Source organism: Sulfitobacter aquimarinus, from assembly GCF_040149565.1.
Taxonomy (GTDB): Bacteria; Pseudomonadota; Alphaproteobacteria; order Rhodobacterales; family Rhodobacteraceae; genus Sulfitobacter; species Sulfitobacter aquimarinus.
Genome location: NZ_JBEFLO010000001.1, coordinates 653,848 through 679,136 on the forward strand (window position 1 = coordinate 653,848; position 25,289 = coordinate 679,136).

Annotated in this window: 20 protein-coding genes; 3 read left to right on the forward strand and 17 right to left on the reverse strand. The window is 59.9% G+C overall.

Translation table 11 applies throughout. The annotated features are described in order from the left end of the window. Window positions 1-40: 40 nt before the first annotated feature. The 3 genes from ABMC88_RS03465 to ABMC88_RS03475 all read right to left on the reverse strand — a co-directional run bounded on the left by ABMC88_RS03465 (window position 41) and on the right by ABMC88_RS03475 (window position 5,477). Window positions 41-1,348 (reverse strand): HlyD family type I secretion periplasmic adaptor subunit, encoded by a 1,308-nt coding sequence (locus tag ABMC88_RS03465; protein ID WP_349575425.1) that lies wholly within the window; start codon window positions 1,346-1,348, stop codon window positions 41-43. Beyond that, the gene (locus ABMC88_RS03470) at window positions 1,345-3,081 is read right to left on the reverse strand and encodes a type I secretion system permease/ATPase (protein ID WP_349575426.1); all 1,737 of its coding nucleotides are present in this window, start codon (window positions 3,079-3,081) and stop codon (window positions 1,345-1,347) included. The genes ABMC88_RS03465 and ABMC88_RS03470 overlap by 4 nt, the downstream gene beginning before the upstream one ends. 161 nt (window positions 3,082-3,242) lie before the next feature. Beyond that, a complete protein-coding gene (locus ABMC88_RS03475) occupies window positions 3,243-5,477 on the reverse strand; it encodes a transglycosylase domain-containing protein (protein ID WP_349575427.1) in 2,235 nt (744 codons plus the stop codon). Between the two features lie 255 nt (window positions 5,478-5,732). Here ABMC88_RS03475 and ABMC88_RS03480 point away from each other — a divergent pair, with 255 nt between their 5' ends. Both ABMC88_RS03480 and ABMC88_RS03485 read left to right on the forward strand, forming a co-directional pair. Beyond that, window positions 5,733-6,071: a P-II family nitrogen regulator gene (locus ABMC88_RS03480; protein WP_067288315.1), complete on the forward strand. Its 339-nt coding sequence runs from the start codon at window positions 5,733-5,735 to the stop codon at window positions 6,069-6,071. A 16-nt stretch (window positions 6,072-6,087) separates the two neighbouring features. Further along, window positions 6,088-7,410, forward strand: a complete 1,323-nt coding sequence (locus ABMC88_RS03485; protein ID WP_439655570.1) for an ammonium transporter — start codon at window positions 6,088-6,090, stop codon at window positions 7,408-7,410. A 172-nt stretch (window positions 7,411-7,582) separates the two neighbouring features. Here ABMC88_RS03485 and ABMC88_RS03490 read toward each other — a convergent pair whose 3' ends face one another. The 13 genes from ABMC88_RS03490 to ABMC88_RS03550 all read right to left on the reverse strand — a co-directional run bounded on the left by ABMC88_RS03490 (window position 7,583) and on the right by ABMC88_RS03550 (window position 22,460). After that, on the reverse strand, window positions 7,583-8,767 hold the full coding sequence (locus ABMC88_RS03490) for an amino acid aminotransferase (protein WP_349575429.1): 1,185 nt from the start codon (window positions 8,765-8,767) through the stop codon (window positions 7,583-7,585). Further along, window positions 8,767-9,621 carry a 3-mercaptopyruvate sulfurtransferase gene (gene sseA, locus ABMC88_RS03495; protein ID WP_349575430.1) on the reverse strand — a complete coding sequence of 285 codons (855 nt, stop codon included), beginning with the start codon at window positions 9,619-9,621 and terminating at the stop codon, window positions 8,767-8,769. Before sseA ends, ABMC88_RS03490 begins: the two co-directional genes overlap by 1 nt. Before the next feature lie 92 nt (window positions 9,622-9,713). Then, window positions 9,714-9,983, reverse strand: coding sequence for a hypothetical protein (locus tag ABMC88_RS03500; RefSeq protein ID WP_349575431.1), 270 nt, complete (start codon window positions 9,981-9,983; stop codon window positions 9,714-9,716). A gap of 144 nt (window positions 9,984-10,127) precedes the next feature. Next, window positions 10,128-10,616, reverse strand: coding sequence for an SsrA-binding protein SmpB (gene smpB, locus ABMC88_RS03505; protein WP_349575432.1), 489 nt, complete (start codon window positions 10,614-10,616; stop codon window positions 10,128-10,130). A 45-nt stretch (window positions 10,617-10,661) separates the two neighbouring features. Then, window positions 10,662-11,219, reverse strand: coding sequence for a PqiC family protein (locus tag ABMC88_RS03510; RefSeq protein ID WP_349575433.1), 558 nt, complete (start codon window positions 11,217-11,219; stop codon window positions 10,662-10,664). A gap of 1 nt (window position 11,220) precedes the next feature. Continuing rightward, window positions 11,221-13,653 carry an MlaD family protein gene (locus ABMC88_RS03515; protein WP_349575434.1) on the reverse strand — a complete coding sequence of 811 codons (2,433 nt, stop codon included), beginning with the start codon at window positions 13,651-13,653 and terminating at the stop codon, window positions 11,221-11,223. Next, the gene (locus ABMC88_RS03520; protein WP_349575435.1) at window positions 13,646-14,305 is read right to left on the reverse strand and encodes a paraquat-inducible protein A; all 660 of its coding nucleotides are present in this window, start codon (window positions 14,303-14,305) and stop codon (window positions 13,646-13,648) included. Before ABMC88_RS03520 ends, ABMC88_RS03515 begins: the two co-directional genes overlap by 8 nt. Continuing rightward, window positions 14,263-14,907: a paraquat-inducible protein A gene (locus ABMC88_RS03525; protein WP_349575436.1), complete on the reverse strand. Its 645-nt coding sequence runs from the start codon at window positions 14,905-14,907 to the stop codon at window positions 14,263-14,265. The genes ABMC88_RS03520 and ABMC88_RS03525 overlap by 43 nt, the downstream gene beginning before the upstream one ends. A 62-nt stretch (window positions 14,908-14,969) precedes the next feature. Continuing rightward, window positions 14,970-16,076, reverse strand: a complete 1,107-nt coding sequence (locus ABMC88_RS03530) for a CaiB/BaiF CoA transferase family protein (protein WP_349575437.1) — start codon at window positions 16,074-16,076, stop codon at window positions 14,970-14,972. Further along, complete coding sequence (locus ABMC88_RS03535) at window positions 16,073-17,044, reverse strand: C45 family autoproteolytic acyltransferase/hydrolase (RefSeq protein WP_349575438.1); 972 nt, start codon at window positions 17,042-17,044, stop codon at window positions 16,073-16,075. Before ABMC88_RS03535 ends, ABMC88_RS03530 begins: the two co-directional genes overlap by 4 nt. Window positions 17,045-17,069: 25 nt before the next feature. After that, window positions 17,070-18,527: a biotin carboxylase gene (locus ABMC88_RS03540; protein ID WP_349575439.1), complete on the reverse strand. Its 1,458-nt coding sequence runs from the start codon at window positions 18,525-18,527 to the stop codon at window positions 17,070-17,072. A 20-nt stretch (window positions 18,528-18,547) separates the two neighbouring features. Beyond that, window positions 18,548-21,283 carry an aminotransferase class I/II-fold pyridoxal phosphate-dependent enzyme gene (locus ABMC88_RS03545; RefSeq protein WP_349575440.1) on the reverse strand — a complete coding sequence of 912 codons (2,736 nt, stop codon included), beginning with the start codon at window positions 21,281-21,283 and terminating at the stop codon, window positions 18,548-18,550. Between the two features lie 91 nt (window positions 21,284-21,374). Beyond that, window positions 21,375-22,460: a carbon-nitrogen hydrolase family protein gene (locus tag ABMC88_RS03550; protein WP_349575441.1), complete on the reverse strand. Its 1,086-nt coding sequence runs from the start codon at window positions 22,458-22,460 to the stop codon at window positions 21,375-21,377. A 325-nt stretch (window positions 22,461-22,785) separates the two neighbouring features. Between ABMC88_RS03550 and ABMC88_RS03555 the strand changes: the two genes are divergently transcribed. After that, entirely contained in the window at window positions 22,786-24,408 is a 1,623-nt protein-coding gene (locus tag ABMC88_RS03555; RefSeq protein WP_349575442.1) for an FMN-binding glutamate synthase family protein, read from the forward strand. On the opposite strand, the gene ABMC88_RS03560 is transcribed toward ABMC88_RS03555, so the two are convergent. After that, the gene (locus ABMC88_RS03560; protein ID WP_349575443.1) at window positions 24,386-25,228 is read right to left on the reverse strand and encodes a hypothetical protein; all 843 of its coding nucleotides are present in this window, start codon (window positions 25,226-25,228) and stop codon (window positions 24,386-24,388) included. The genes ABMC88_RS03555 and ABMC88_RS03560 overlap by 23 nt on opposite strands. Window positions 25,229-25,289: the final 61 nt, after the last annotated feature.

Below are 25,289 nucleotides of genomic sequence, written 5' to 3' on the forward strand. Positions count from 1 at the left end.
GCACGCTAGCGCCGATAGCGGCCGCGTAAAAGCCCCTGCATCAGCTTTCGCGCCACGACTTCACGAAATAATCCGTGACCGGTTTCAGCAGATAGGTCATGGGCGAACGGTCGCCTGTTTTGATGAACGCATCCACCGGCATACCCGGCACCAATTGCGTGCCTGCGGGCAGGCGGTCAATCTCACCCGGGGATAGGGCAATTTCAGCGCGGAAATAGCTGGCGCCCGTTGTCTCGTCATCCAGCGCATCGGCCGAGATGACAAGGATCTGCCCTTTGAGTTCGGGGGTCGTGCGCTGGTCCAGCGACGACAGGCGCAGGTTCACTTCCTGCCCGACCGAGATTTCGTCAACATTGGTCGGATTCACCTGTGCTGCGATCACCAGCGGGCGGTCCTGAGGCACCAGATACAACAGCGGCTCTGCCGCACGAATGACCGAACGCGGGGTGGTGACCTGCATCGCATAGACGATGCCCGACACGGGCGCGCGCACGTCCAAACGGTCAATCTGGGCCAGCAAGGCGCGGCGTTGTTCGACCAATGACAATTCGCGGTAGCGGATTTCGCGAAGCTGCGTGATCGCTTCTTCACGGCCGGAGGTGCCAAGTTTAAGGCCAATAATCTCGATCTCGGTGATGCGGCCCTCGGCCTGCGCACGGCTTGCGATCAATCGCCCGACATCGCCTGTCAGGCTTGCTTTTTCCTGCTGCAAACGCAGCACAGACGCCGCTTGCGCCAACCCGTCATCCAGCAGTTTTTGCTGATTGACCAACTGCGGCTCGATCAATTCCAGTTGCGCAACAAGGGAGGCTTCCTGTGCGCGGATACCCTCAATCTGGTCCTCGATCTGGTTACGTTGCTTGCCCAACTGCTCGATCTCGCGGTCGATGCTGTTGCGGCGGGCCTCGAACAGGTTGGACTGGCCGTCCATCAATTCCTGCGCGTCCGGATTGCTGGCACCTGCCTCCACCAACGCTGCGGGAAACTCTATCTCGTCGCTCTCGTCGCGTTGCGCTTGCAGACGGCCACGGCGGGCCATCAATTCAAACAGTTGTCCCTCTATCAGGGTCAGCTCGGAGCGGGCCTGCTGGGGATCAAGTGTGATCAACAGATCACCCGCGCTGACAAGATCGCCCTCGTCCACATGGATTTCCGCGACCGTTCCGCCCGTATCATGCTGCACGACCTGACGGTTGCGGTCTACCTCGATCCGGCCAGAGGCGATGATGGCGCCCGCGATGTTGGACATAACAGACCACACACCAAAACCGCCAACAAGGACCGAGAGCCCCAGAAAGCCGATGAACAGTGGGCGCGCAGCGCTCCACTTTTTGTTGGTGTTGCTCATGTCACGCCTCCTGCGTCTGTCGGCGCTTTCTGGATTTCCTGATGGTTCTTGACCATCCCTTTAAGCACCTCGTCTTTGGGGCCAAAGGCCATACGCATCCCGCCATCCAACACCAGCAGCGTGTCACATTCCTGAATAGCGGCGGGACGGTGCGCCATGATCAGCACAGAGCGGTCTGACGCTTTCATCGCACGGATCGCTTGGTTCAACGCTTGGGATCCGACGTTATCGAGGTTCGAGTTCGGCTCGTCCAGAACCAGAATGACAGGATCATCATAGAGCGCCCGCGCAAGGCCGATGCGTTGCATCTGCCCACCCGACAGCCGCACCTGCCCCGCGTTGATCATGGTGTCATAGCCGTCGGGCAGTTCCAAGATCATCTCATGCGCGGCGGCAGTTTTGGCTGCGGCCACAACCTTGCCCGCGTCAGGCGTGCCAGACAGGCGTGCGATATTCTGCGCGATGGTGCCGTCAAACAGCGATACGCGCTGCGGCAGATAGCCTATATGCTTGCCCAGCGTCTCGCTTCCGTAATGCTCAAGTGCTGCACCGTCCAAACGGACCGACCCACCCGCAGGACGCCACACGCCCGTCAGCGTCCGCGCCAGCGTGGACTTACCCGAACCTGACGGCCCGATCACGCCCACGGCCTGCCCCGGTTCAACCTTGAACGAGATGGACTTGAGCGATGCCTGCTTTTCCCCCGGTGGGACGACAGTCAGGTTTTTGGCAACCAGATGGGCACGCGGTTTGGGCAATTCGGTACGCGGGCCTTCGGGCTGCACAAGGCCCAACAGCTCTGCCAGATTGGCCCAGCCCGTCATGCCACGCTGTACCACAGGCCATTGATTCAACCCCATTTCAACCGGTGCCAACGCACGCCCCAGAAGGATCGACCCCGCAATCATCGCACCGGGCGTCAATTCGTTTTTAAGGACCAGATACGCGCCCATGCCCAGCATCGCAGATTGCAAGAAAAGGCGAATGGTCTTGGTCATTGAGGTGAACGTGCCACCCACATCTGCGGCGCGGACCTGCCCCTCCAATGTCTCGACGCGGGCTTTTTGCCAGCGGGTAAAGGCTGCGTCTCGCATCCCCATAGCCTGAACCATCTCGGCTTCGGTGCGGATTTGGTCCGCCATGCCCGCGGCCTGCTGGCCTGCGATGGCCGCCCGCGCCTGTGCGCCCCGCGACAAATATTGGTTCGCGATTGCGATCACGACCAGAACGGCACCACCCGCCAGCGCCATATACCCCAGATACGCGTGGAACACGAAGATCCCCGCGAAAAAGATCGGCGTCCACGGCAGGTCAAACGCCGCCATCAATACGGGTGAAGTGATCGTCCGCTGCACCGCCTCCAGATCAGCAAGGCCGGCATTCGTTTTGTCATCAGGTGCCACAGCAGACTTGCGCACGACGGCATCAAACACGCGGCGGTCCAGATCATCCTGAAACCGCGCCCCGACACGCGCCATGATACGCCCGCGTGTGTAGTCCAGAATGCCCATGATGCCGTACAAGAACACCACCAACAGCGAAAGCGCCACCAGCGTTTCCTGACTGCCTGACCCCAACACGCGATCATAGACCTGCAGCATGTACATCGGACCCGTCAGCATCAGAAGATTCGCAAAGGCCGAAAACAAGCCAACCGACCAATAAAGACCGCGACTACGTTTGCGCACTTGTCGCAATTCCTCACGGCCGATCTTTACTACATCGGTTTGCATCTGTCCCTTTCCGGCGCGGGATATACAGGCGAAATAGCTGCCCCACGCGTCTGCCCAGTCAAATCGTTTAGCTTTTGAAAACTCGTCCGGCAGACTAGTCCAGCACCGCGGCCCATCACAAGAGATTTCGCGACAACACCGCGAGCTGCGTGGCAGATATGCTACCGATCGCCCCCGCCGGGGTTTGCTGTGCCGCTTCCACCGCCACCGCCGCCAAAGATGTCCTGCAACACCTGATCAATGATGTTGGTCGGCTTTCTGGGCTGGCTGGGCTGTTGCGTTTCAGTGGGCGCAGGAGCCACTTCGTTCACGTCACCCTCAAAGACCACTTGCGCAGGTTGCGGCAAAATCATCGGCAGCGCCTTGACCGGCACGCCCTCATGCACACGCTTCATGGCTTCGCGGAAAATTTCGGCGGGCAGACCACCGCCCGTCACACCCTTTAGCGGGGTGTTGTCGTCATAGCCCATCCAGACGCCCGCGACGTAATCCGCCGAGAAGCCGATGAACCATGCGTCTTTCGCAGCCGATGTCGTGCCCGTCTTGCCCGCCAACTGCCGCCCGCCAAATTGCGCCCGCTGTCCCGTCCCTTCCGAGACGACCTTCTCCATCATATAGATCAGCTGACCAGCCGCGTTGTCCTGAATGACACGTTCTCCGATACCGCCGCCCGTGCCCATCAACGGCTCTGCATCGCCGCGCAAACGCAGATCGATCAGACCATAAGGCGTCACGGACGAGCCGCCGTTCAGGATGCCCGCAAAAGCTCCCGTCATCTCGATCAGTGTGCTTTCAGATGCACCCAGCGCCAGCGCAGGGCCAGCGGCCAGATCGCTTTTGATCCCGAACTGCGAAGCAACCGCGCTGACCGTCTCGCGGCCCACTTGCTCGGATATTTTCACCGCAGGGATATTAAGCGATTGCGCAAGCGACGTGGTCATCGTCACCTTGCCTTTGAAGTTGTTGGTGTAGTTCTTCGGACACCATTCCCCCGACCCGGGAATATTCAGGCAATAAGGGCTGTCATCGACCAGATCATTTGGTGAATACCCCAGATCAAGCGCCGCGGCGTAGACGAATGGCTTGAATGCCGATCCTGTCTGCCGCAAGGCTTGGGTTGCGCGGTTGAACGCCCCCGAAACTTTGGTCTTGCGCCCGCCGACCATCGCACGCACCGCGCCGTCCGCGCTCATCACGACAATCGCGGCCTGCGCCTTGGAGCCTGCGCGCACCTTGTTATCGAACACCCAGTTCAGCCCGTCTTCGGCCGCCTTTTGCATCCGCTGATCCAGCGTGGTGCGGATGATCACATCTTCGGTGGTCTTGCGGGTAAAAAACTCTGGTCCCGTCGACATCACCCAATCCGCGAAATACCCGCCTGCCCGCGCCTCTGCCGCCTCGGACAGCTCCGCAGGGGAGGCTTGGGCAATGGCCGCCTCTTCGTTCGACAGATACCCCTGTTCGTTCATCAACCGAAGGACAGTAGCCGCACGGTTCTGCGACCGCTCCAGATTGGAGGTAGGCGACAGCGTGCTGGGCGCGGTCAGCAAGCCCGCAATCATCGCCGCCTCTGGCGCGCTGAGCTCAGCCGCAGACTTTGCAAAAAACCGCTGCGCTGCGGCCTCGGCCCCATAGGCGCCACCGCCCATATAGGCGCGGTTCAAGTAGATCGACAGAATATCGTTCTTGGAGTATTTGGCCTCCATCGCCATGGCATAAACCGCCTCTTTGGCTTTCCGCTTGATCGAGCCGCGGCGGCACTCTGCCTCATACTGCGCCTCGGTCTGCCCCTTGGAGGGATCGAACGGTTCGCCCAGACACAGCAGCTTGGCCGTCTGTTGCGTGATGGTCGAGCCACCGTGACCCGACAACGGGCCGCGCCCCTCGCTCATGTTGATGCGGACGGCAGATGCGATACCACGCGGCGACAGGCCGAAATGTTTGTAAAAGCGCTTGTCCTCGGTCGCGATGACCGCGTTTTTCAGATGCGGCGAGACGGTCGATGCGCGAACGGCGCCGCCAAACTGGTCCCCGCGCCACGCAAACACATCGCCCGTATAGTCCAACATCGTGACCGAGCCATTGGCCCGCCCGTCCAGCAGGTCCTCAACCTCGGGCAGCGTGGTATAAAAGTACCCGACGATCAGCCCCAGCACAACACAACCCACCAGCACAGAGCGCGACGTGATCACCCAGATCAGCCGCAAAATCCACCGCGCCAGCGCCGAGAAAAACCCCAGCACGCCGCCACGACGGGGCCGTGCGGGTTTGCGGGTGCGTTTCGCTTTCGGTTTTGGCTTTGCACGCGGTTTGGTCGCAGGCTTGGCAGCCTTCGCTTTTCCGCCATAGCGGTTTTCGGCCACCAAAGGGCGTCCACGTGTAGGTTTGTTCGTCATGTTATCCGGCCTGCTCGGCTATTGTTTTGACGCAGCATAAACGGAGCCGGGCAGATTGTTTAGCGTTTCATGCACCTGCCACCCTTCAATTGCCGCCTATTTTTTAGGCGCAAATTTCCAAATGTTCAAAAATTAGGCAACACCTTCGATTGGCGGGGTCTGAATCGGCTGTGCCCGCTTCCCTTGGCCGCCGCCTGTCTCTTTTGCTGTCCGCATAACATGCAGGGATTCCTGCGCTTCAGAGGGGACAACTCGGTGAAACTCATCATTGCAACGATCAAACCATTCAAGCTCGAAGAGGTGCGCGAAGCGCTGACCGAAGCGGGCGTGCGCGGTTTGATGGTCACAGAAATCAAAGGCTTCGGCGCACAGTCGGGCCACACAGAAATCTACCGCGGCGCGGAATACGTCGTGAACTTTGTACCAAAGGTCAAACTGGAACTGGTCGTCGCCGACAGCGTCGCTGACCAGATGGTCGAAGTGATCTCCAAAACCGCCCAAACCGGCAAAATCGGTGACGGCAAGATTTTTGTACTCGACGTCGAACAGGCCGTGCGCGTGCGCACAGGCGAAACCGGCGAAGACGCTATCTAAACTAAAGGACGATATGATGAACAATAAATATATCCTCCCAGCCGCCGGTGCCGCAGTTCTGCTGCCCTCCGTCGCGCTGGCGCAAGATGCGGCTGCTGTGACAGCCGAAATGGTCTGGATCATGAACACGCTGCTGTTCTTGATCGGTGGCTTTTTGGTTTTCTTCATGGCCGCAGGTTTTGCGATGCTTGAAGGTGGTCTGGTGCGTTCCAAGAACGTGACCATGCAGATGACCAAAAACGTATCCCTCTTTTCGCTGGCCACCATCGCCTACTGGGCCTTCGGCTATAACCTGATGTACCCGCTGGGCACATGGTCCGTCGAGGGCGTGCTGTCGGGCGTGTTCGGCGTCGGCGTTCTGGAAGCCGTTGGCATTGATCTGGCCGGTGCGGATGATGGCGAATATGCCTCGACCGGGTCCGACTTTTTCTTCCAGTTGATGTTCTGTGCGGCAACAGCCTCGATCGTGTCGGGTGCCTTGGCCGAGCGTATCAAACTGTGGCCCTTCCTGATCTTCGTAATCATCCTGACGGGCATCATCTATCCGCTGCAAGCCAGCTGGAAATGGGGCGGCGGCTTCCTTGACGAGATGGGCTTCCTTGATTTTGCGGGCTCTACTGTTGTGCACTCTGTGGGTGGCTGGGCCGCTTTGGCAGGCGCGCTGATCCTTGGGCCGCGTATCGGCAAATACAAAGATGGCCGTGTGAACCCGATGCCTGGTTCCAACCTTGCTCTGGCGACTTTGGGTATGTTCATCCTGTGGCTCGGCTGGTTCGGCTTTAACGGCGGCTCGCAGCTGGCGATGGGGTCAGTCGGCGACATCGCAGACGTCTCGCGTATCTTTGCCAACACGAACGCAGCTGCGGCTGGTGGTGCGGTATCCGCGCTGATCCTGACGCAAATTCTGTTCAAGAAGGCTGACCTTACGATGATCCTGAACGGCGCACTGGCGGGCCTTGTGTCCATCACGGCAGAGCCGCTGACGCCAACGCTTGGCATGGCGACGCTGATCGGTGCTATTGGTGGTGTAATCGTGGTCTTCGCGGTTCCGTTCCTCGACAAGCTGAAGATCGACGATGTCGTTGGCGCGATCCCTGTGCACCTCTTTTGCGGCATCTGGGGCACCATCGCGGTTGTCCTGACCAACGGTGACGCGAACCTTGGCACACAGCTTTATTCCATCCTTGTGGTCGGTATCTTCACCTTCGTTGTCTCTGGTGTGGTCTGGTTCATCCTGAAAGCCACCATGGGTATTCGCGTGAGCGAAGAAGCCGAGATCATGGGCCTGGATACATCCGAGCTGGGCATGGACGCCTACCCAGAGTTCACACGCGGGTAACATCCCTGCGCAGCGGTCGGGTCCTCCCCCCGCCCGCTGCGCACCATGTGATACAGAAAAGCCCCGCACTGTAAGGTGCGGGGCTTTTTGGTGTGATGTCGGTTTGGGGGCCAGCCCCTTGCCCCTGAAGGGCCAATTCCCCCAGAGGATTTATGGCCAGAAAAGATAGGGGCTAGATGCCTGCGTCGATGATGGCTTTTGCAAGGATCGGGACAGTTTGGGCATTTAGGCCTGCGATGTTCATGCGGCTGTCACCGACCATATAGATGCCGTGGTCTTTGCGGAGTTTCTCGACCATCTCAGGCGTGGTGCCCAAGCGCGAGAACATGCCGCGGTGCTGGGCCAGAAAGCCGAAGCGGTCGGAGTTCGACAGGCGCTGGAGTTCATCTGCGAGGGCGGTTCGCAAGCCCAGCATGGATTGGCGAACGTCCTCCAGCTCGGATTGCCAATCCGCACGCAGGGCGGGGTCTGTCAGGATCATGGTGACGAGGCGCGCGCCGTGGTCTGGCGGGAAGCTGAAGTTCTGGCGGTTGAGGTAGGCCAGTGTACTTTGATTAAGGGCCGTTGCATCGCCCGCATTGTTGACCACCATCAGAAGGCCCGTACGTTCGCGGTAGATGCCGAAGTTCTTGGAGCAGCTGGCCGCGATGATGCATTCGGGCACGGCAGCCACCAGCTTGCGTGTGGCGGCCGCGTCCGCGTCCAGACCATCGCCGAACCCCTGATAGGCGATGTCGATCATCGGGGTCGCACCTGTTTCGAGCAGGACGCCAATCACCGCATCCCATTCGGCGCTGTTGAGGTTCGCGCCCGTCGGGTTGTGGCAGCAGCCGTGCAGCAGAACCACATCGCCTTTGCGGGCGGTTTTCAGGTCGGCCAGCATACCGTCGAAATCAACGCCGCGTGTCTCTTCGTCAAAATAGCGGTAGGGGACCATTTCAATGCCGAGGTAATTGAGCATCGAGATGTGGTTGGGCCATGTCGGGTTGGACACAAAGACACGCGCACCCGCGTTGGCCATCTGGATCAACTCGAACGACTGGCGCACAGCACCTGTACCTCCCGGCGTGGCGGCCGCCGCCACATTGGCCCGCGGCACAGCACCCGAGAGCACTAGATCAATCATCGCATCGGCAAAGGCAGGGTCCCCTGCGAGGCCGGTGTAAACTTTGCTGTCTTGGGTTTCCCACAGGGTATGCTCAGCCGCTTTGACGGCACGCATGACGGGTGTGAGGCCAGTGGCATCCTTGTAGACGCCGACGCCAAGGTCGACCTTATCCGCACGCGGATCTTCGCGGTACATCGCGACCAGTTCCAGGATTTTATCAGCAGGTTGTTGTTGTAGGGTCTCGAACATCACGCGTCTCCGGTTGCGATTGGCACGGTGGGGAACATCCCCCACTCGGCCCATGATCCATCGTATAGCGCCCAGTCGCTGTGGCCCATCCGCTCAAGCGCGAGGGCGAGCACGGCGGCGGTGACGCCAGAGCCGCAGGAGGTCACGATAGGCTTGCCAAGATCAACGCCTGCGGCCTCGAAGATGGCGCGGGTTTCATCGGCAGATTTGAGGGTTTGATCGTCGTTCAACAGGGTTGCGAAGGGCACATTGCGGGCCTTCGGGATGTGTCCGCTGCGCAGGCCTTCGCGTGGTTCGGGCGCGTCCCCGCGAAAGCGGGCGGCAGCGCGGGCATCCACAATTTGCGGTGAACCGAGTTTCGACGCATGGGCCACTTGCGTGACATCACGCACCAGATGGTTCTGGAACCGCACGGTCATGTGGCGGTCACGGGGGATGGGCGGCATGTCTTCGACGTCGCGCCCTTCGGCAACCCACTTTGGCAGGCCACCATCAAGAACGGCAACGTTTTCCTGCCCCATCAGTTTGAACAGCCACCAAACGCGGGGGGCGGACATGATACCTGCCCCGTCATAGACAACAATCTGATGGCCATCGCCCACACCCATTGCCCGCATCCGTGACATGAATTTCTCGATCGGGGGGGCCATATGCGGCAGGCTGGAGCGGGCGTCCGAAATTTCGTCTATGTCGAAGAACCGCGCGCCCGGAATGTGGGCGGCGTCATACTCGGCCTTGGGATCACGGCCCGCATCGGGCAGATACCATGACGCATCCAGAACGCGCAGGTCCGGATCTTTCAGGTGCTGCGCAAGCCATTGGGTTGATACGAGTGTCTTTGGATCATCGGTCATAAGGCGCCCCTCTTCAGCAGGTGTTTCACGCCTACCGCTATGACCGGTGTCTGGCAAGAGCAGGCGGCACGCTGGCGCCGCCTGCAAATCGGTTATTTGGACATCATGTTGCGCACGGCACCCACGATAGCAAGAACGACACAGCCGCCTACACCGCCACCGGCGACCTGCGCCAGAATACCCGCAACATCCATACCTTCGGCACCACCAACGCCCATCGCGCTAAGGATCGTGCCACCAAGACCGCCACCCACAATACCGGACAACGAGTTGATCAGCGTCCCCTGATCCAGATTGCCAAGCAACTTGCCCGCAACGTTCCCACCAACAGCGCCGGACAGCAAACCAAGAATGAGTTCCATATTATTCTTCCCTATCAGCCACGCATAAAGATATTCACGCCGACCCTTGTGACCAAAGGGTGGGGCGCGCCTACCCTGCCCTCTGGGGGGCTACGCAACATGGGGAATTATATTGCATATACGCCACAGGCAATGCGGCGGCGTTTATCCGTGATCTTTGAGAAGCCGGGACTTCTGGCGTGACCAATCACGTTTGGCCGCGTCTTCACGCTTGTCATGCAGCTTCTTACCCTTGGCGATGCCGATCTTGATCTTGGCCATGCCGCGGTGGTTGAAATACATCACCATCGGGACCAGCGTCATGCCTTTGCGCTGGGTGCTGTTCCACATCTCGGCCAACTGCTTGCGGCTGACCAACAGCTTGCGGCGGCGGCGCTCTTCGTGACCGAATGTCTTGGCCTGTTTGTAGGGCGCGATATAGCTGTTCACCAACCACAACTCGCCGTCCTCGACCGCGGCATAGCTTTCGGCGATGTTGGAGCCGCCCATGCGCAGGGACTTCACTTCGGAGCCTTCCAGCATGATGCCACATTCCACGTCTTCCTCGATCGCGTAATCAAACCGCGCGCGGCGGTTTTCTGCGATGACCTTATAGTTCGGGTCGGATTTGGACGATGATTTTACCTGTGCCATGACAGGTGATGTATGCGTTCAGCGGCGCGCGTGCAAGAGAGCGCGCTATTGCAGCCCCTTGCGGGCCAGATATTTTGTCAGGTTCAGGATGATCTGGCCCCGCGCCGCAGCAATTGCCGTAGGGCCGCCTTCTGCGTCATAGGGCAATTCCAGATCAAACAGACCAGATCGTTCGCGCCCCTCGTAGACGCCGACAAAATACTGCCCCGTTGCGCGGTAGATGCCATCGGTGCCCCCCACCAGATCGGTGAACCGCACGGCCAAGGTGGCGGCGGCGTCTTCCTCAAAGGGCCACGGCTCGGCGGCGACGCGCTTGTGGGTCAGACGTGCAAGGTTGCGGCTCAGCTCCAGCCCGATGGCGCGTTCGGGCGCGTCGGCCCACAGCACATCAGACGTGATCATGGTCCCGTCGGGGGCCTGCTGCGCAATCTCGTCCGCAGCGGCATAGCTGGGCAGCGACACGTCCTTGACCTCAACCGAGGAGAACCCGATGCGCAGAGTCTCGGTGATGGGCGGCGATTTGACCGCAATACTTTGCGGTGCGCCACAGGCGGACAAAAGAGCCAGCGTGACAGCGGTGGCGATGGATTTGATCAGTGTCATGTTATCTTCCCAGCAGCAGAGAATTGGGGTTACGCTCTATCGTGCGCGCCAGTTTTTCCAGCGCTTTGGCAGCTTGTTGTATCTCGCGCAATGCCGCATCGGCAGAGCGGCTGAGTTGTTCACCCTGATTATAGCCTTCAATCGTGCGGCCTGCCTGCACAAACAACGTGTTGAGACGCGCGATGACCTGCGGCAGGTCATTGGCGGATGAGGCGATGCTATCGGCCGCCGTCCGTGCGGAGGCCAGCGTTTGGTTCACATTCGCAACCGCCCCGCCTTCGCGCAATTCGCGCAGCGTGGCGTTCAACTGGTCCAATGCGCCCGACAGCGCCGCGGGCAGCTGCGCGGTTTCAGGGCTGCTCACCAAGGCTTCGGCAGAGGTGGTCAGCGTCGTCAGCTCCTTGATCAACGTATCGAATTCCAATTCGGCCGCACGGCTGGCGACACTCTGGATTTCGGTCACAAGGGCTGGCACACCCTCGACAGACGCGCTCACCGCGTCAGCCGCTTCCGCCGCTGAGGCCAGCGCCTTGCCAAGTTTTTCCGTAACGCGCTGTTGCTCAAGCTCGGACAACATTCCGTCGACGCGGGTTAGCGTGCCGTTCACGGTGGTCGGGATGCTTTGCACTGCGTCCGAGCTGACAAGCCCCGACAAATCCGACAACAGCTTGCGCACATCAGCAGGCATTTGCTGCACATCGTTGCTGGCCAGCAAGGTCTGCGCCGAGGTGGTCAGCCCCGTGACCTGAACCATCAATGCTTCAAGGTCCAGTTTGGCCGCATTGCCCGCAACCGTCTCCAACTCGGCGATCAGCGCAGGCACGCCTTCCATTGACGTGGTCACCGCCGCCGCCGCATCCGAGGCCGATTTCAATGTCTCGCCCAAGGTCACGGCAATCTGTTGCTGCTCAAGCTGGGCCACCAACTCCTCTACCCGCGACAAGGTCGCGTTGAGAGATACGGGGATGTTCTGCACGTCTTCAGACGTCACCAAAGCCGAAAGATCCCCCAGCAGCGCCCGCAGATCACCCGGCGTATCCTGCAAATCCCCGTTCGAGATCAGCGCATTGGCCGAATTCATCACCCCGATGGCCGAATTGAGAAGCTCTTCGATCGGCAGCTCGTTGATGCGGTTGAACACCCCCTCGACGGTCGCGGTAGAGCCCGCAGTATCGCCAGCCGTTGTGGGCATCACCGGCAACTGCGCCCCGACAGCCGTCAGACGCGCAGGCGGCGCATCTTCGACTTCGACGAATTCAACCTTCAACCCGCCCGTCAGCAAACTGGCCGAGGCCAGTCGCGCCCGCAGCCCGTCGGCCACCTTGCTCTGCAAAAAGCGCAGCGCTGTTTCTGCCGACACATCGCCGGGCAACCCCAAACGCGCAGGCTGCAATGACAAGATCACATTCAACCGCACACGGCTGTCGCCAAACTGGTTAAAATCCACAAGCCCCGACAGGCTTTCGACCGAGCCGATGCGAAAACCGCTCAGCTCAACAGGCGCGCCGACGGCGAGGCCTGAGATATTCTCCTCGAAGATCACGCTCAGCTGCAAAGGGTCCACTGCGGATGTGGTGAACAGGCTGCTGCGCGCGGCCTCTTTCTCCTCGAACACCTCAAAGACTTCGCCATCGCGCACGGTATCGCCGCCCGACACAAAGGTATCAAAGGTAATCCCACCGCCCAGCAATGTCGCCAGTGAGGAAAAGTCGATCTCGGCGCCCTGTGCGCTGACCGAGAAAGTAAACCCCGACTCTTCCCAAAACCGCGTGGAGGAGTTGATGAGGTGCCGGTGCTCTTCATAGATCAAGCCTTCGGTGATCGCAAAAGCGCCACTGCGGGCGATCTGCGCCCGCCCGACCTGCCCCACCTGAATACCGCGAAACATAATCGGGGCGTTATCGGTAAGCGAACCGTTAGTGGTGGTGCGAAACGCAATTTGCAAACCGCTATCGCCGGGTTTGATCAGCGGCGCCTCCTCGGAGCCACGGAAAACCGTCGTATAATCGCCAATCTCGCTGTCCCATGACCCTTCGATATAAACACCGCTCAAAACGGTGCTTAGGCCTGTGACGCCTTGGGCGGTCACTTCGGGTTCAACGATCCAGAAGACAGAGGTGTCATCGACATAGGGTGCGATATCTTTTTTGAGGCGGATATGCACCTGCACCTTTTCCAACCCATTACCAAAGGTGACCTCTTCGACCTCGCCTACTTCGATGTCGCGGTATTTCAGCTTTGTCTCCCCTGCGGCAATGCCAGCCCCGTCAAGAAATTCGACAACAATCAGCGGGCCGCGCATGACAAAGCTTTGCCATGCGACACCGAAGGCCACGACCATCGCCAGGATCGGGATCAACCAGATCAGCGACGCGCCCCGCGGGCCGCGTTTACCTGCAGATTTAATTTTTACGGTCGGGGGCGTATCAGTCATGGTCAGCTGCCTCATCGTCTTCCGCCTGCGCATCCCAGATCATACGGGGGTCAAAAGCTTGTGCGGACAACATGGTGAATATAACCGAAAGCGCAAAGAAGAAAGCGGCTGGACCCGGCGTGATAGAAACAAGACCTTCGAGGTGGACCAGTGCAGACAGAATCGCAACAACAAAGATGTCGATCATGGACCATCGGCCGATATACTCAACCACTTCGTAGATCACCAACCGTTTGTGCGCCGCAAAACCTTCGTGCTGCCGCACGCTGATCGCCAAAAAGGCAATGGCCCAGAATTTGCCGAGCGGAATCACTACGGACGCGAAGAGGATGATCGCCGCAATCCCGTAGGAGCCATAATGCGCCAGTTCAACCGCGCCGCCGATGATGGTGCTTTCGTCCACCGTAAACAGCTGTTGGGTGCGCAGCATCGGATAAAGATTCGCAGGGATGTAGGTCATCAACCCGACCAGCCACAGCGCCCAAACCCGTTGCAGGCTGTGATGATCGCGTGAGACAAGCTTTGCCCCGCAGCGCCCGCAACGCGCTGTTTCGATGGGCCACGCCCGCGTGCAGCGCGTACACGCCACCAACCCCGCCGCACGGGCGGTTACTGTTTCTTCGGATGTTCCAGCGAGTTCCATACAGACCATCTACACATAAATCCGTCTTGCGCGATGACCAGCACCACCAAGACACCAAACATCCAAAACGCCGGCCCGAAATTGACCGTCGCCAAATCCGCCACCTTTACCAAGGCTACGGCGCAACCAATTGCAAAAATCTCGGCCATGGACCACGGGCGCATCGCCTCGGACAAACGAAACGCCGCGATGGCGTGACGCGCAGGCGGGCGGTCGCGCACAACGGGGATCAACACATACAGCGTCAGCAACATCCGCAGCAACGGCACAAATATAATGAACGCCGCCGTGAACAACGCCAGCACCAACAGCGGCCCATCGGCAAACGTCAGCGCCGCATCCAAGATCGAAACTGCATTGCTGCGCCCCGCTGCCGAAATCTGCAAAAACGGGAAAACGCTTGCCGCGATGATCAACACCACTGTCGCAACCGACAGCGCAATAATCTGCATCCCCGCCTTGGCACGCGGCGCGATCAGCACCTTATGGCAGCGGGTACAAACCGCCTGCTCGCCCTTTTCGGGGCGCTGCAACCGGTAGGTTGCGTCACACACAGGGCACACGATCAGTTCCTCAAGCGGAGCATCGGTAAGGGCAGGAGCAGACGTCATCCCCTATATATAGAGGTGAACCACAGCAGTTAACACACCCAATTGCGGCTGCATGGCAGGTCTCAACCCATCAAGGCGCGGCGGGTTTGCGCGTCATATCCCAGCGCCTCCAGCACCGCATCCGTGTCTGCACCGATCGCTGTTGGCGGCGTGACGGCGACAGATGGCGTGCGGCTGAACCTTGGCGCAGGGGCGGCCTGTTGAACGCCGCCGACCTGCACAAAGGTTCCGCGTGCAGCCATATGCGGATGAAACTGCGCCTCGCTGAACGTGAGCACAGGAGCCACGCAAGCGTCGGTGCCGTCAAATATCGCAGCCCACTCATCGCGGGTTTTGCCTGCAAAGGCATCGGCATAATGCGCCGTGCGGTCCGCCCATTGCGCCGTGTCATTCTGTGTAGCCTGATGCGCGGCAGGCAGGCCCGCGTGTTCCAACAACAGCGCGTGAAACTGCGGCTCCAACGCGCCGACCGAGATATAGCCGCCGCACGCACAGGTATAGCAACGATAAAACGGCGCTGCTCCGTCCAGCCAGTTTGCCCCGCGCGTCTCGCTCCATGTGCCGCGGGCCAGCATCGCGTGGATCAGGCCCATCATCGCGGGCACGCCATCAACCATAGCCGCATCCACAACCTGCCCCTTACCCGAAACGCCCCGCTCGATCACCGCGCTGAGGATCCCCAGCAGCAGGAACATCGTCCCGCCCCCGTAATCCGCCACCATGTTGAGCGGCGGCACGGGCGCACGGTCTGCATCGCCCATCGCATGCAACGCGCCCGTCAGCGCGAGATAGTTGATGTCATGCCCCGCCGTCTGCGCCAGCGGCCCGTCCTGTCCCCAGCCGGTCATCCGCGCATAGATCAAGCTGTCAGGACAGGCCTGCGGCCCCAACCCCAACCGCTCCATCACCTGCGGACGGAAGCCTTCTATCAACACGTCACTGGCGGCGATCAATCGCTGCGCCGCCTCCAACCCCGCGTCTGATTTCAAATCCAGCACGCATGAGCGTTTTCCCCGCCGGTTTACATCCGTAGGGTCGGCGGGTGCGGCCTTGCGGTCCACAGTGATCACATCCGCCCCCAGATCAGCCAGCAATTGCCCCGCCAAAGGCGCAGGCCCCAGCCCCGAAAACTCAACCACTTTCAACGATGCCAAAGGCCCTGCCATCATGCCACTCCCGGCAGCACGACCTCGCGTGCGCCCTCTACGAATTCATTCAACGACAGCGGCCAGACGACACCGGGCCACCGCAGCTCCATCTCGCGCTTTCGCGGACGATACACGGCAGTGAAGAGCGTGCCAAACCCCTGCGCGAACGCCGTCGAATAGAGCGGCGGGCGCATGAACGCACCGATGAACTTTTCTTCGGGGTCGCTGTGCAACCGCATCCGTTGGAGCAAGAACCGCTCCCGCTCAACCGTGGCGGTGAACCGCGCGTGACTGATCCATTCGACGTTTTCCTGATGGTTCGTCGCCACCGCCCGCTGCGTTATGATCGCGGGGCGGTCAGGGGCCATCATCACCGTGAGGTAATTCCGTTTGCGGTCCAGTACGGTGACGTTATAGCTCATATGCGTCGGTACGCGGGCCAGCACCGCGCCCGCCTCCTTTGCCGTCTCGCAGGTTTGCAGGACATAACGCAGGATCAGCGGCACGCCGAACCCTTCGCCCACAACACGCCGCCCCCCGAAGGTGAGCGAGATCGACAACCCCTTGTCGTTGACCCCGTCGACCAAACCAAACAGCCCGTCCGACGTCCCCATCACGGCCCGCCCCATCCATTTGGTGCGCAAAACCAGACTATCGAAAGCCTTTGGATCGTAATCGTAATTGCGCACCATCACGGGTTGCTTGCCCGACCAGATCGCCTGCGAACAACCTGCCAGATAGGCGGGCGGGGTGTAAAAACTCAGGAACCGCGCCGCATGATCGCCGCCGCCTGCCAGCTCGCACAGCTCTTCATACAGAGGGACAATCTCGGGCATATGCGTCCGCAACGCCTTTAGGCTGGCCGCATAGGTCGGGCGGGCGGTCTCTCCTTCTTTGAGCCACCACGCCCGATAATCGGACCAGTATTCGCGGAAAAGCCCGGCCCACTTGGGGCCGGGCGTATCCTCGGAGATTGCGCGCCAGTACATGGGCGGCCTTTCTAGGGCTTGTGCCTTACAATATCTTGAACGCCGGATCAGACAGCTGCGGATCGGCGGCGGCCACGGGCAACGGCTTGCCCTCGACCTTGCTCTTGATACCGTGGATCCACTTCTTGGCCCGCTCGTTCAGTTGGAAGCTTTTTGTCATCGACCGCCCCCGCGTCACAAGGATGCCAATGTCGGCCCCCTCATAACGGTAGTCGCCCGGTTGCAGGATGCGCAGGAAGAACGCCTCGTTCTCGCTCTCTACCGCGCGGCGGTGATAATCAAAGCGGTCCCAGATAACCGTGCCATCCTCGCGCATACGGTAGATGCCTGTCTCGGGCGCCTCAGAGCAGATATCCACGCTGTCTTTGGTGTGTTTGATGACCATCTGGCTCCAGCTGTCGATATTCTCGGGATCGGCCCAGCGCGCGTTCAGCTCGTCCACATCCAGATTGAATTTCTTCTTCGAGAACTCCAGCAGGTGGAACAGGAACAAGGGCGCATCCGCATGGGCAAAGGCTGCGTGATTGGTCATGGAGGACGCGCCGGTGATGCGGGGATTCAGCTCACCCAACCACAGATCGCCTGTCTTTTTGTCGATCAGGAAATCAAGCTCGAAATAGCCGCGGTAGCCTTCTTTGCGCAGCTGTTCGCCGAATTTGAACGTCAGGTCCCGCGCCTGTTCGCGCACCTTGGGCGGGAAGGCCGTCGAGAGGATTTCATTGCCACACCAACCACCGCGATAGGGCGTCAGCTCGTTAAAGCCTACAAGTTCAGTCATCAGCGGGCCAACGATGGTGCCTTCCTTGGTAGCACACGCCTCAATCGCGGCGCCGCGACAGTTGATCCGCTTCATGATCTTGATCTCGCCCTCGCCGATGATCTCGGACTGATGGCGGCGGAAGTCGGCCTCGTTTTTGATGAAAAACGTCGTGTGGCCACTGTCGCCAAAGGCCGATTGCAGCACCAGATCATGCCCGATGCCTGCTTTCTCGCAGGTTTTACGCAGATCGTCGTATGACTTCACCTCGGCCAGCGTATTCGGCACGCTGGGCACGCCTGCCTTGTTGCCGATGCGCACGGTTTCGATCTTGTTGTCCATCTTGGTGCGCAGTTTCGCCTTGGGGAACCACACATCCGCGCCCAGCTCTTTGGACAAACGCTCGGTCTCTTCGTCGAACATCAGGAAGACGAACTTGGGCTTGCCGCCACGCTTTTTGATGAAATCGATGACCTCTTTGTGTTGCAGCAGGTAGTTGTTGATGTCCTCGATCGACTGGAATTCCGCATGCGGCTGTTCGGACGGGCAGAACACATTGGGGTGTTTGCCGCCATAGCAATCAATATAGCAGATATATTTGAAATTCTTGACCCATTCATCCAGCCCCAACAGGTTAAAGTTGGTTGCCGAAATGAAATAGACAGGGTCTTCGTTGCGGTGAAAGAACCGCCGGATTTCGGAAATATTCTTGAGGACAGTCGCCATATCGTTCTCCTGTTAAATTTCTATTCAGCCGCTTTGAGCGCCGCAGGCATCGCCGCATTCAGCGCTTCATCGGTAAAGACCCGCAGCCCCAGATCTGGGCGGTAGCCGTGGATTTCGCTCACGTCCAACGCCCGCATAAAGCTAAGGATTTCCTGACTGATCACCTGCCCCGGCACAAGGATCGGAAAGCCGGGCGGATAAGGGATGATGAAGCCCGCAGACACCAGGGTATCGCCCCGCTCCATTGCCTCTTTCATGGATCCGTCCAGCTCGAGATAGTCGCAGTTCTTGTCATCATAAGCGAGGAAGAACGCCTTGCGGATGTCGCCTTCACGGCCATTGCCACTTTCTAGAAACGCAGGGTGGAAGCGGCTGAAATCGGGCAGCGGAGGGTAATCCTCCAGCAGGTTTTTAACGCGGCGGTCAAAGCCCAGCTTTTCCATGCCAGAGGCATCGTCGTTCAGCTCGTCCAGCGATTTTGCAATCTCGACCAGCACTTCGATCAGATACGCCACGCTGGAGCGTGTGGTGCCGATGTTGGTCATAAACAGAACCGTGTTGCGTGAGGTTTTGTTGATCTGGATGCCGTATTTATCCATCAAAACCTTGTTCTTGAACGTATCACCGTCCCACCCCGTGCCGCCCACCAGCAGCGTCACACGGCTGGCATCCAGAACAAACTCGTCACGCTCCCAGCAGTCCCACATATCGGTCCAGCCCTGTTCGGTGTCGTAATAGCTGGTCACGCCGCTTTCGCGGTGCTCCTCGGGGATCATGTCGCCCGCCGTTAGAACCTTGAAATACTTGCGCAGCAGCGGGTGGTCGCTGATCGCACGGCGCATGGACATCGCCGCCTCGATCTGGCGCTGCACGAATTCAAAGCCTTCCAGCTCGACCTGACGGCGGCCTACGTCGAGGCTCGCGATGATCTGGTAGTTGGGCGAGGTCGAGGTGTGGGTCATATACGCCTCGTGAAAAGCTTGTTCGACCTCGCCCTTAAAGTCCTGATCGTTGACATGGATCATGCTGCCCTGTCGCAGGCTGGTCAGCGTCTTGTGCGTGGACTGGGTGGAATAGGCCCGCACCCGCGCCTCGGGCGGCGGGATCAGACGGGTAGCCAGCAATGTCTCGTCGTCGGCGTCCTTCAGCTCTTCGCGCTGGGCGGCATAGGCGGCGGCGTGTTTGTCGGTCTTGAACCTGGCACGCAGCACATTGGCGGCATTCATCGCTGTGCGCTGGCGGTAGGTCGGGTTAAAGCGGCCAAAGGCGAACCACGCCTCGTCCCACAGGAAAATCAGATCAGGCTTGATCGCCAGACACTCCTGCATCACGCGCTCGACGTTATAGACCAGCCCGTCAAAGGTGCAGTTGGTCAGCAGCAGCATCCGCACGCGGTCCAGCTTGCCCTGCTGTTTCATCTCTAACAGGCGCTCTTTGATCTCGGACAAAGGCACCGCGCCGTACATCGAGTATTTACTGAGCGGATAGCTATCGAGATAGCTGACCTGCGCGCCCGCCAGCACCATGCCGTAGTGGTGCGATTTGTGGCAATCACGGTCCACCAGCACGATGTCACCGGGCTGCAATAGCGCCTGCACGACGATCTTGTTACAGGTCGAGGTGCCATTGGTGGCAAAGAACGTTTGTTTGGACCCGAACGCCCGCGCCGCCAGTTCCTGTGCTTCCTTGATGGGGCCGCTCGGCTCTAGCAGACTATCAAGCCCCCCTGACGTAGCAGAGGTTTCGGCCAGAAAGATATTGGGGCCGTAGAACGCGCCCATATCCTGAATCCAGTGGCTGCGGGTGATGGATTTCCCGCGGCTGATGGGCATCGCGTGAAACACGCCTGTCGGCTGTTTGGAATACTCGACCAGCGCGTTAAAGAAGGGCGTCTTGTTGCGGGCCTGCACCCCGCGCAAGATGTTCAGATGCAGCTCCATAAAGTCTTCGGAGTTATAGAAAACCCGCCGGCAAATCCCCAAATCAAGGCCCGCGATGTCCTCGACCGACCGTTCGGTCACCAGATAGGCGTCCAGCTCGGGACGGACGCGGGCGATCATGCGGCACAGCTCCGGTCCGTAGTTTTCAGGCGGAATTGCGTCGATCTCTTGGCGGCCACCGGCGCGGGCCAGATAGTACGTCAAAATCTCCTCTACGCTGTCTGAGTGCAGCACCAGACCGGGGCGCACCACGATGGCCTGAATGTTGTGATTGAACAGCACCGCAATCAGCGCATCCTCGATCGACGACACCACAACCGCCTCATAGATAAAGGCATCCTCGGGGCGGCGCATGCTGGTCACGTTGGATTTAAGCCAGCGTTCCTTGTGTTCGTTCACGCTGTCGACGATCAGCACTTCGAAATAGGGTTTCGCCAATGCCCGCATTTCGGGGCTTTGGTGGGCATCGTCGTCCTTTTCATCCTGATCCACGCTGTCGCGCTCCAACGGGATCGAGCGGCGGCGATACGCGCCTGTGGTCAGCGCGCGGCTGATCCGGTTCACGGCAAAGCTGACATCGTCCAGCTTGCCCTGCTCAAAATGACGGCGGATCAACGAGAACGCGGCCTTGCCCGGAAAGGCCCAATACCCCTCCATCATTCCCAGCGAATCAAAAAGTTGCTCTACCGCGTCGCGCAGCTGCGCCATTTCCGAGGCATTGGGCGAGCGGGTCAGCGCGCTTGTGGCCTCGCGCAGGGCGCTCCACCTGTCAGACCGTAACTGGATCGCTGATGAATAGTCTCTCATCGAATGCATGCGTCGTTCTCCGCAAAATATTGCGCGACAAGGCATCCGGTAAGGCGCGACAGGCAGGGCACAACACCCTGCCTACGCCTGTCAGGGGCCTCTAGCCGCTGGATGTATCGTTTGGCGCCGTGCCCGTCATAACGCCGGGTTTGGCGATCGGTTTTGGTGCAACAGGCACCGCGGTGCCGGCTGAGGGGTTCGGCAATGGTTCCTCGGCAAAGGCGGGCGGCGTTTTGTGGGCAAAGGCAGGCAGGCTGTCCTGCCCTTCGCTGTCGGGCGTATAGGGCACGCGCATCGCGGGCGTTGTGGTATCAAGGCCCGCCGTCGTGCCCTGCTGCGGGACCGCCAGCGGCCCCAGCGTTTGCAAAAAGGCGTCCGTGCCGCTGGTGCGGTCATAAACGGAAAAGTCGGTCGACCGGTCGCGGAAACTCTTGAGCACTTGACCCAAGCCTTTCATCCCCGTCTCACGCTGGCGGCGCACCATGTCCAGATCAATCTCGATCGGGAACATGTCTTCCTGCCCCGCCGACTGGTGCAGCACCATCGAGGTCGGATCGACCACGCAGGATTTACCCACACCGCCCGCGCCAAGCCCGTTCACGTCAAAGACATAACACTGGAACTGCGCGGCGGTGGCGCGTGCAATCGCCAGCTCTGCATCGCGGTCGGTGGTGCCTGTCAGCACAGGGTGCAACAGCACCTCAACGCCCTGACTGGTCAACTGGCGCGTGGTTTCGGGGAACCACATATCATAGCAGATCGACAGACCAAAGCGGCCCACCTCCGGCACGTCGAAGATACAAAACTCGGACCCTGCCGCGATGCCGGACTCGTACGGGCGGAAGGGAAACATCTTGGCATAGCGGCGGATGATCTCACCCTCGGGGTTGATCACAACGGAGGTGTTGTAGATGCGCCCGTCTTCGGGGTCGGTGATGAACAAGGACCCCGGGATCAGCCAGACCTTGTGCTTGACCGCCGCTGCCTGAAACTTTTCCAGCGCGTCGTTCTGGGGCGGCAGTGAATACTGGTCCAGCGGGCCAAAGGGCGCCAATTCGGAAAACAGCACCATCTGGGTCCACGGAAACCGCGCCATCAGGATATCCAGCCGTTGGATCATACCATCGACATTGGGTTGCAGGGCATTGACGTACATCTGCACGCCGGCAATTGCGAAGGGGGTCATATCAGCTCACTCTTAAACTTGCGGCACAGGCCATTTACAGCCTCCCTTACGCCCATTGAAAGCCCGTGGAAACAGCACAAATACTGCGTCATAAAGGCGGTCTTCCAACATAGCGTGTCCGAATGTGATATACTGCGTCCCCTTTTAAACAAAACCGCAAACCGCGTGGTTTTCCAGATGCGGCGTTCAACCCTTTGTTAATCCTTACACAGGCACGCACACATCACAACCACATCAGCAGTAAAAGGGTGCCCTTGCAAAGCCCTGCCTTAATCGGCTCTACATATTTGCACGCTAGCCACGCTTGAAACTGCCGGAGAACCCCATGCACAAACTGTCCGAACTCACCCGCTACAGCACCTTTGCCGCTGTGGTGGTCCTTACCGTGCTAAGCGTGGTTGCCATTTTTGTATGGTCCGCATGGTTTTGGGTGCCTTTTGTGGTCTTTGCCTATCTGTCGCTGGTCGGCCTGCACGATGTCCGCCAGACCGCACACTCGGTGCTGCGCAACTATCCGGTGTTGGGCCACATCCGCTTTTTGATGGAGATGATCCGCCCGGAAATTAGGCAATACCTGCTGGAAGACGACCAAGAAGAAGAGCCATTCAGCCGCGATCAGCGCAGCCTTGTCTATCAACGCGCCAAGGGTCAGGAAGATTCGCGCCCCTTCGGCACGAAAAAGCGGGTCTATGACGGCGGCTATAGCTGGGTGACACATTCGGTGTATCCCAAACACATCGACAATACCGACTTCCGCATCGACATCGGCGGCGATGCCTGCACGCAGCCCTATAGCGCGTCCATCTACAACATCTCCGCGATGAGCTTTGGCTCCCTGTCGGGCAATGCGATCAAGGCGCTGAACATGGGCGCAAAGGAAGGCGGCTTTGCCCATGACACGGGCGAAGGATCGGTCAGCCGCTACCACAAGGAAGGCGGCGGGGACCTGATCTATCAGGTGGCATCAGGCTATTTCGGGGCGCGGGCAGAGGATGGCAGCTTTGATCCCGAAAAATTCGCCAAGACCGCGCAACTGCCGCAGGTCAAAATGATCGAGCTGAAGCTGAGCCAAGGTGCCAAGCCGGGCCATGGCGGTATGCTGCCCGCGGGCAAGATCACCGAGGAAATCGCCGAAGCCCGCGGCATTCCTATGGGAGAGGATTGCATCTCGCCTCCTGCCCACTCCGCCTTTTCCACGCCCATCGAGATGTGCGAATTCATCGGCCAATTGCGCGATTTGTCGGGCGGCAAGCCTGTGGGTTTCAAGCTGTGTATCGGCCACCAACGTGAATTCATGTGCATGGTCAAAGCCATGCTTGAGACAGGCATCACGCCTGATTTCATCGTCGTCGATGGTGCCGAAGGCGGCACGGGGGCAGCCCCCTTGGAATTTGCCAACCACGTCGGCATGCCCATGGTCGAGGGGCTGACATTTGTGCATAACACCCTTCGCGGCGCGGGCATCCGCGATCAGATCAAACTGGGCGCGGCGGGCAAGATCGTATCGGCCTTCGACATCGCCCGCGCACTGGCGCTGGGGGCGGATTGGTGCAACTCGGCCCGCGGGTTCATGTTTTCGATCGGGTGCATTCAGGCGCAGGCCTGCCACACCAACCACTGCCCCGTCGGCGTCGCGACCCAAGACCCGTTGCGTGCGGCCGCCCTTGACCCCGAACATAAATCAAAACGTGTTGCCCGCTTCCACCGCGAAACGCTGTTTGCCTTGGGTGAGATGACGGGCGCGGCGGGCCTGTCCAACCCCAGCGGATTTATGCCCCACCACCTGATGCAGCGGCAATCCGACCGCTCGATGGTGCAGGGCAACAAGGCGTTTCCCTATCTGCCTATCGGGTTTCTGGTGGACGCCGATGCGCCCGACCACCACGGCTATAAAGACCGCTGGTCACGGGCCAGCGCGCAAACGTTCAGTCCGCCGGAATATGACTAGCGCAGTCTAGCGCGTCAAACGCCGCTTGCATCCCGTCGGGGGCCTTGCGCAAAACACGGCCCTCTTGCGCACAGCGTGCGACCAAAACGCCGGGGGCGGGCATCTGCGCATCGCGCGCTGTGCCCATCACCCCCGTCCCGTGAATCATATAGGTCTGCGAAGCCACAGGGGCCGATGCATGGCCCTGCCACAAGACAACCTCGGCCCCGTTCCCGAACAACCCCTTCGACATCAACTGCACCTGCACCCCGTCCAAGACAGCCGTCCCGCTGATCATCCACGGAGCGTCGCCAAAGCTATCAACAGGTGGCACCACCCCGTGCAACGTACTGCCCCCAATCGCAAACGCCTGCGGGTCCACCGCCCCAGTCAGCTGCGCAAACCCGGCCCCATCAACGCGGCGGATGTTGGTGGTGATTACGGTCGTCCCGCTCCAGAACCCGCTGAGCGCCGCCCAGCGCCCTTTTTTGAACGTGACATCAGGCGGCACATGCACCGCACTGCCCATGATCACGGCGCGGCCTTCAGACACAGAACTCACCGGCCCGACAACGGGATATACCTCCAGAATGCGGACCGCCGTGAGCGTCCCGTCCATCACCCCCGCCGTGATCGCAACCGTATCACCCACAGCCAGCTTTTGGCCCCGCCCCAGCGGGCTGATCACCGGCACGCCGTCAGCCACCGCCACTTCGCGTCCCGCAACGACCAAGGGCGCGACCTGCTCAACCATGCCGAACAGCCCGACGCGCACCGCATCCTGGGCCAGCGCAGCCGCCGCCCAGAACACGGCTAACATCACCACCAAAAGGCGCATCATTCCCTATCTCCCTCGCCGCCGTGCATAGCGACAAAACCAAACCACCCCAAAGAAAAAACGC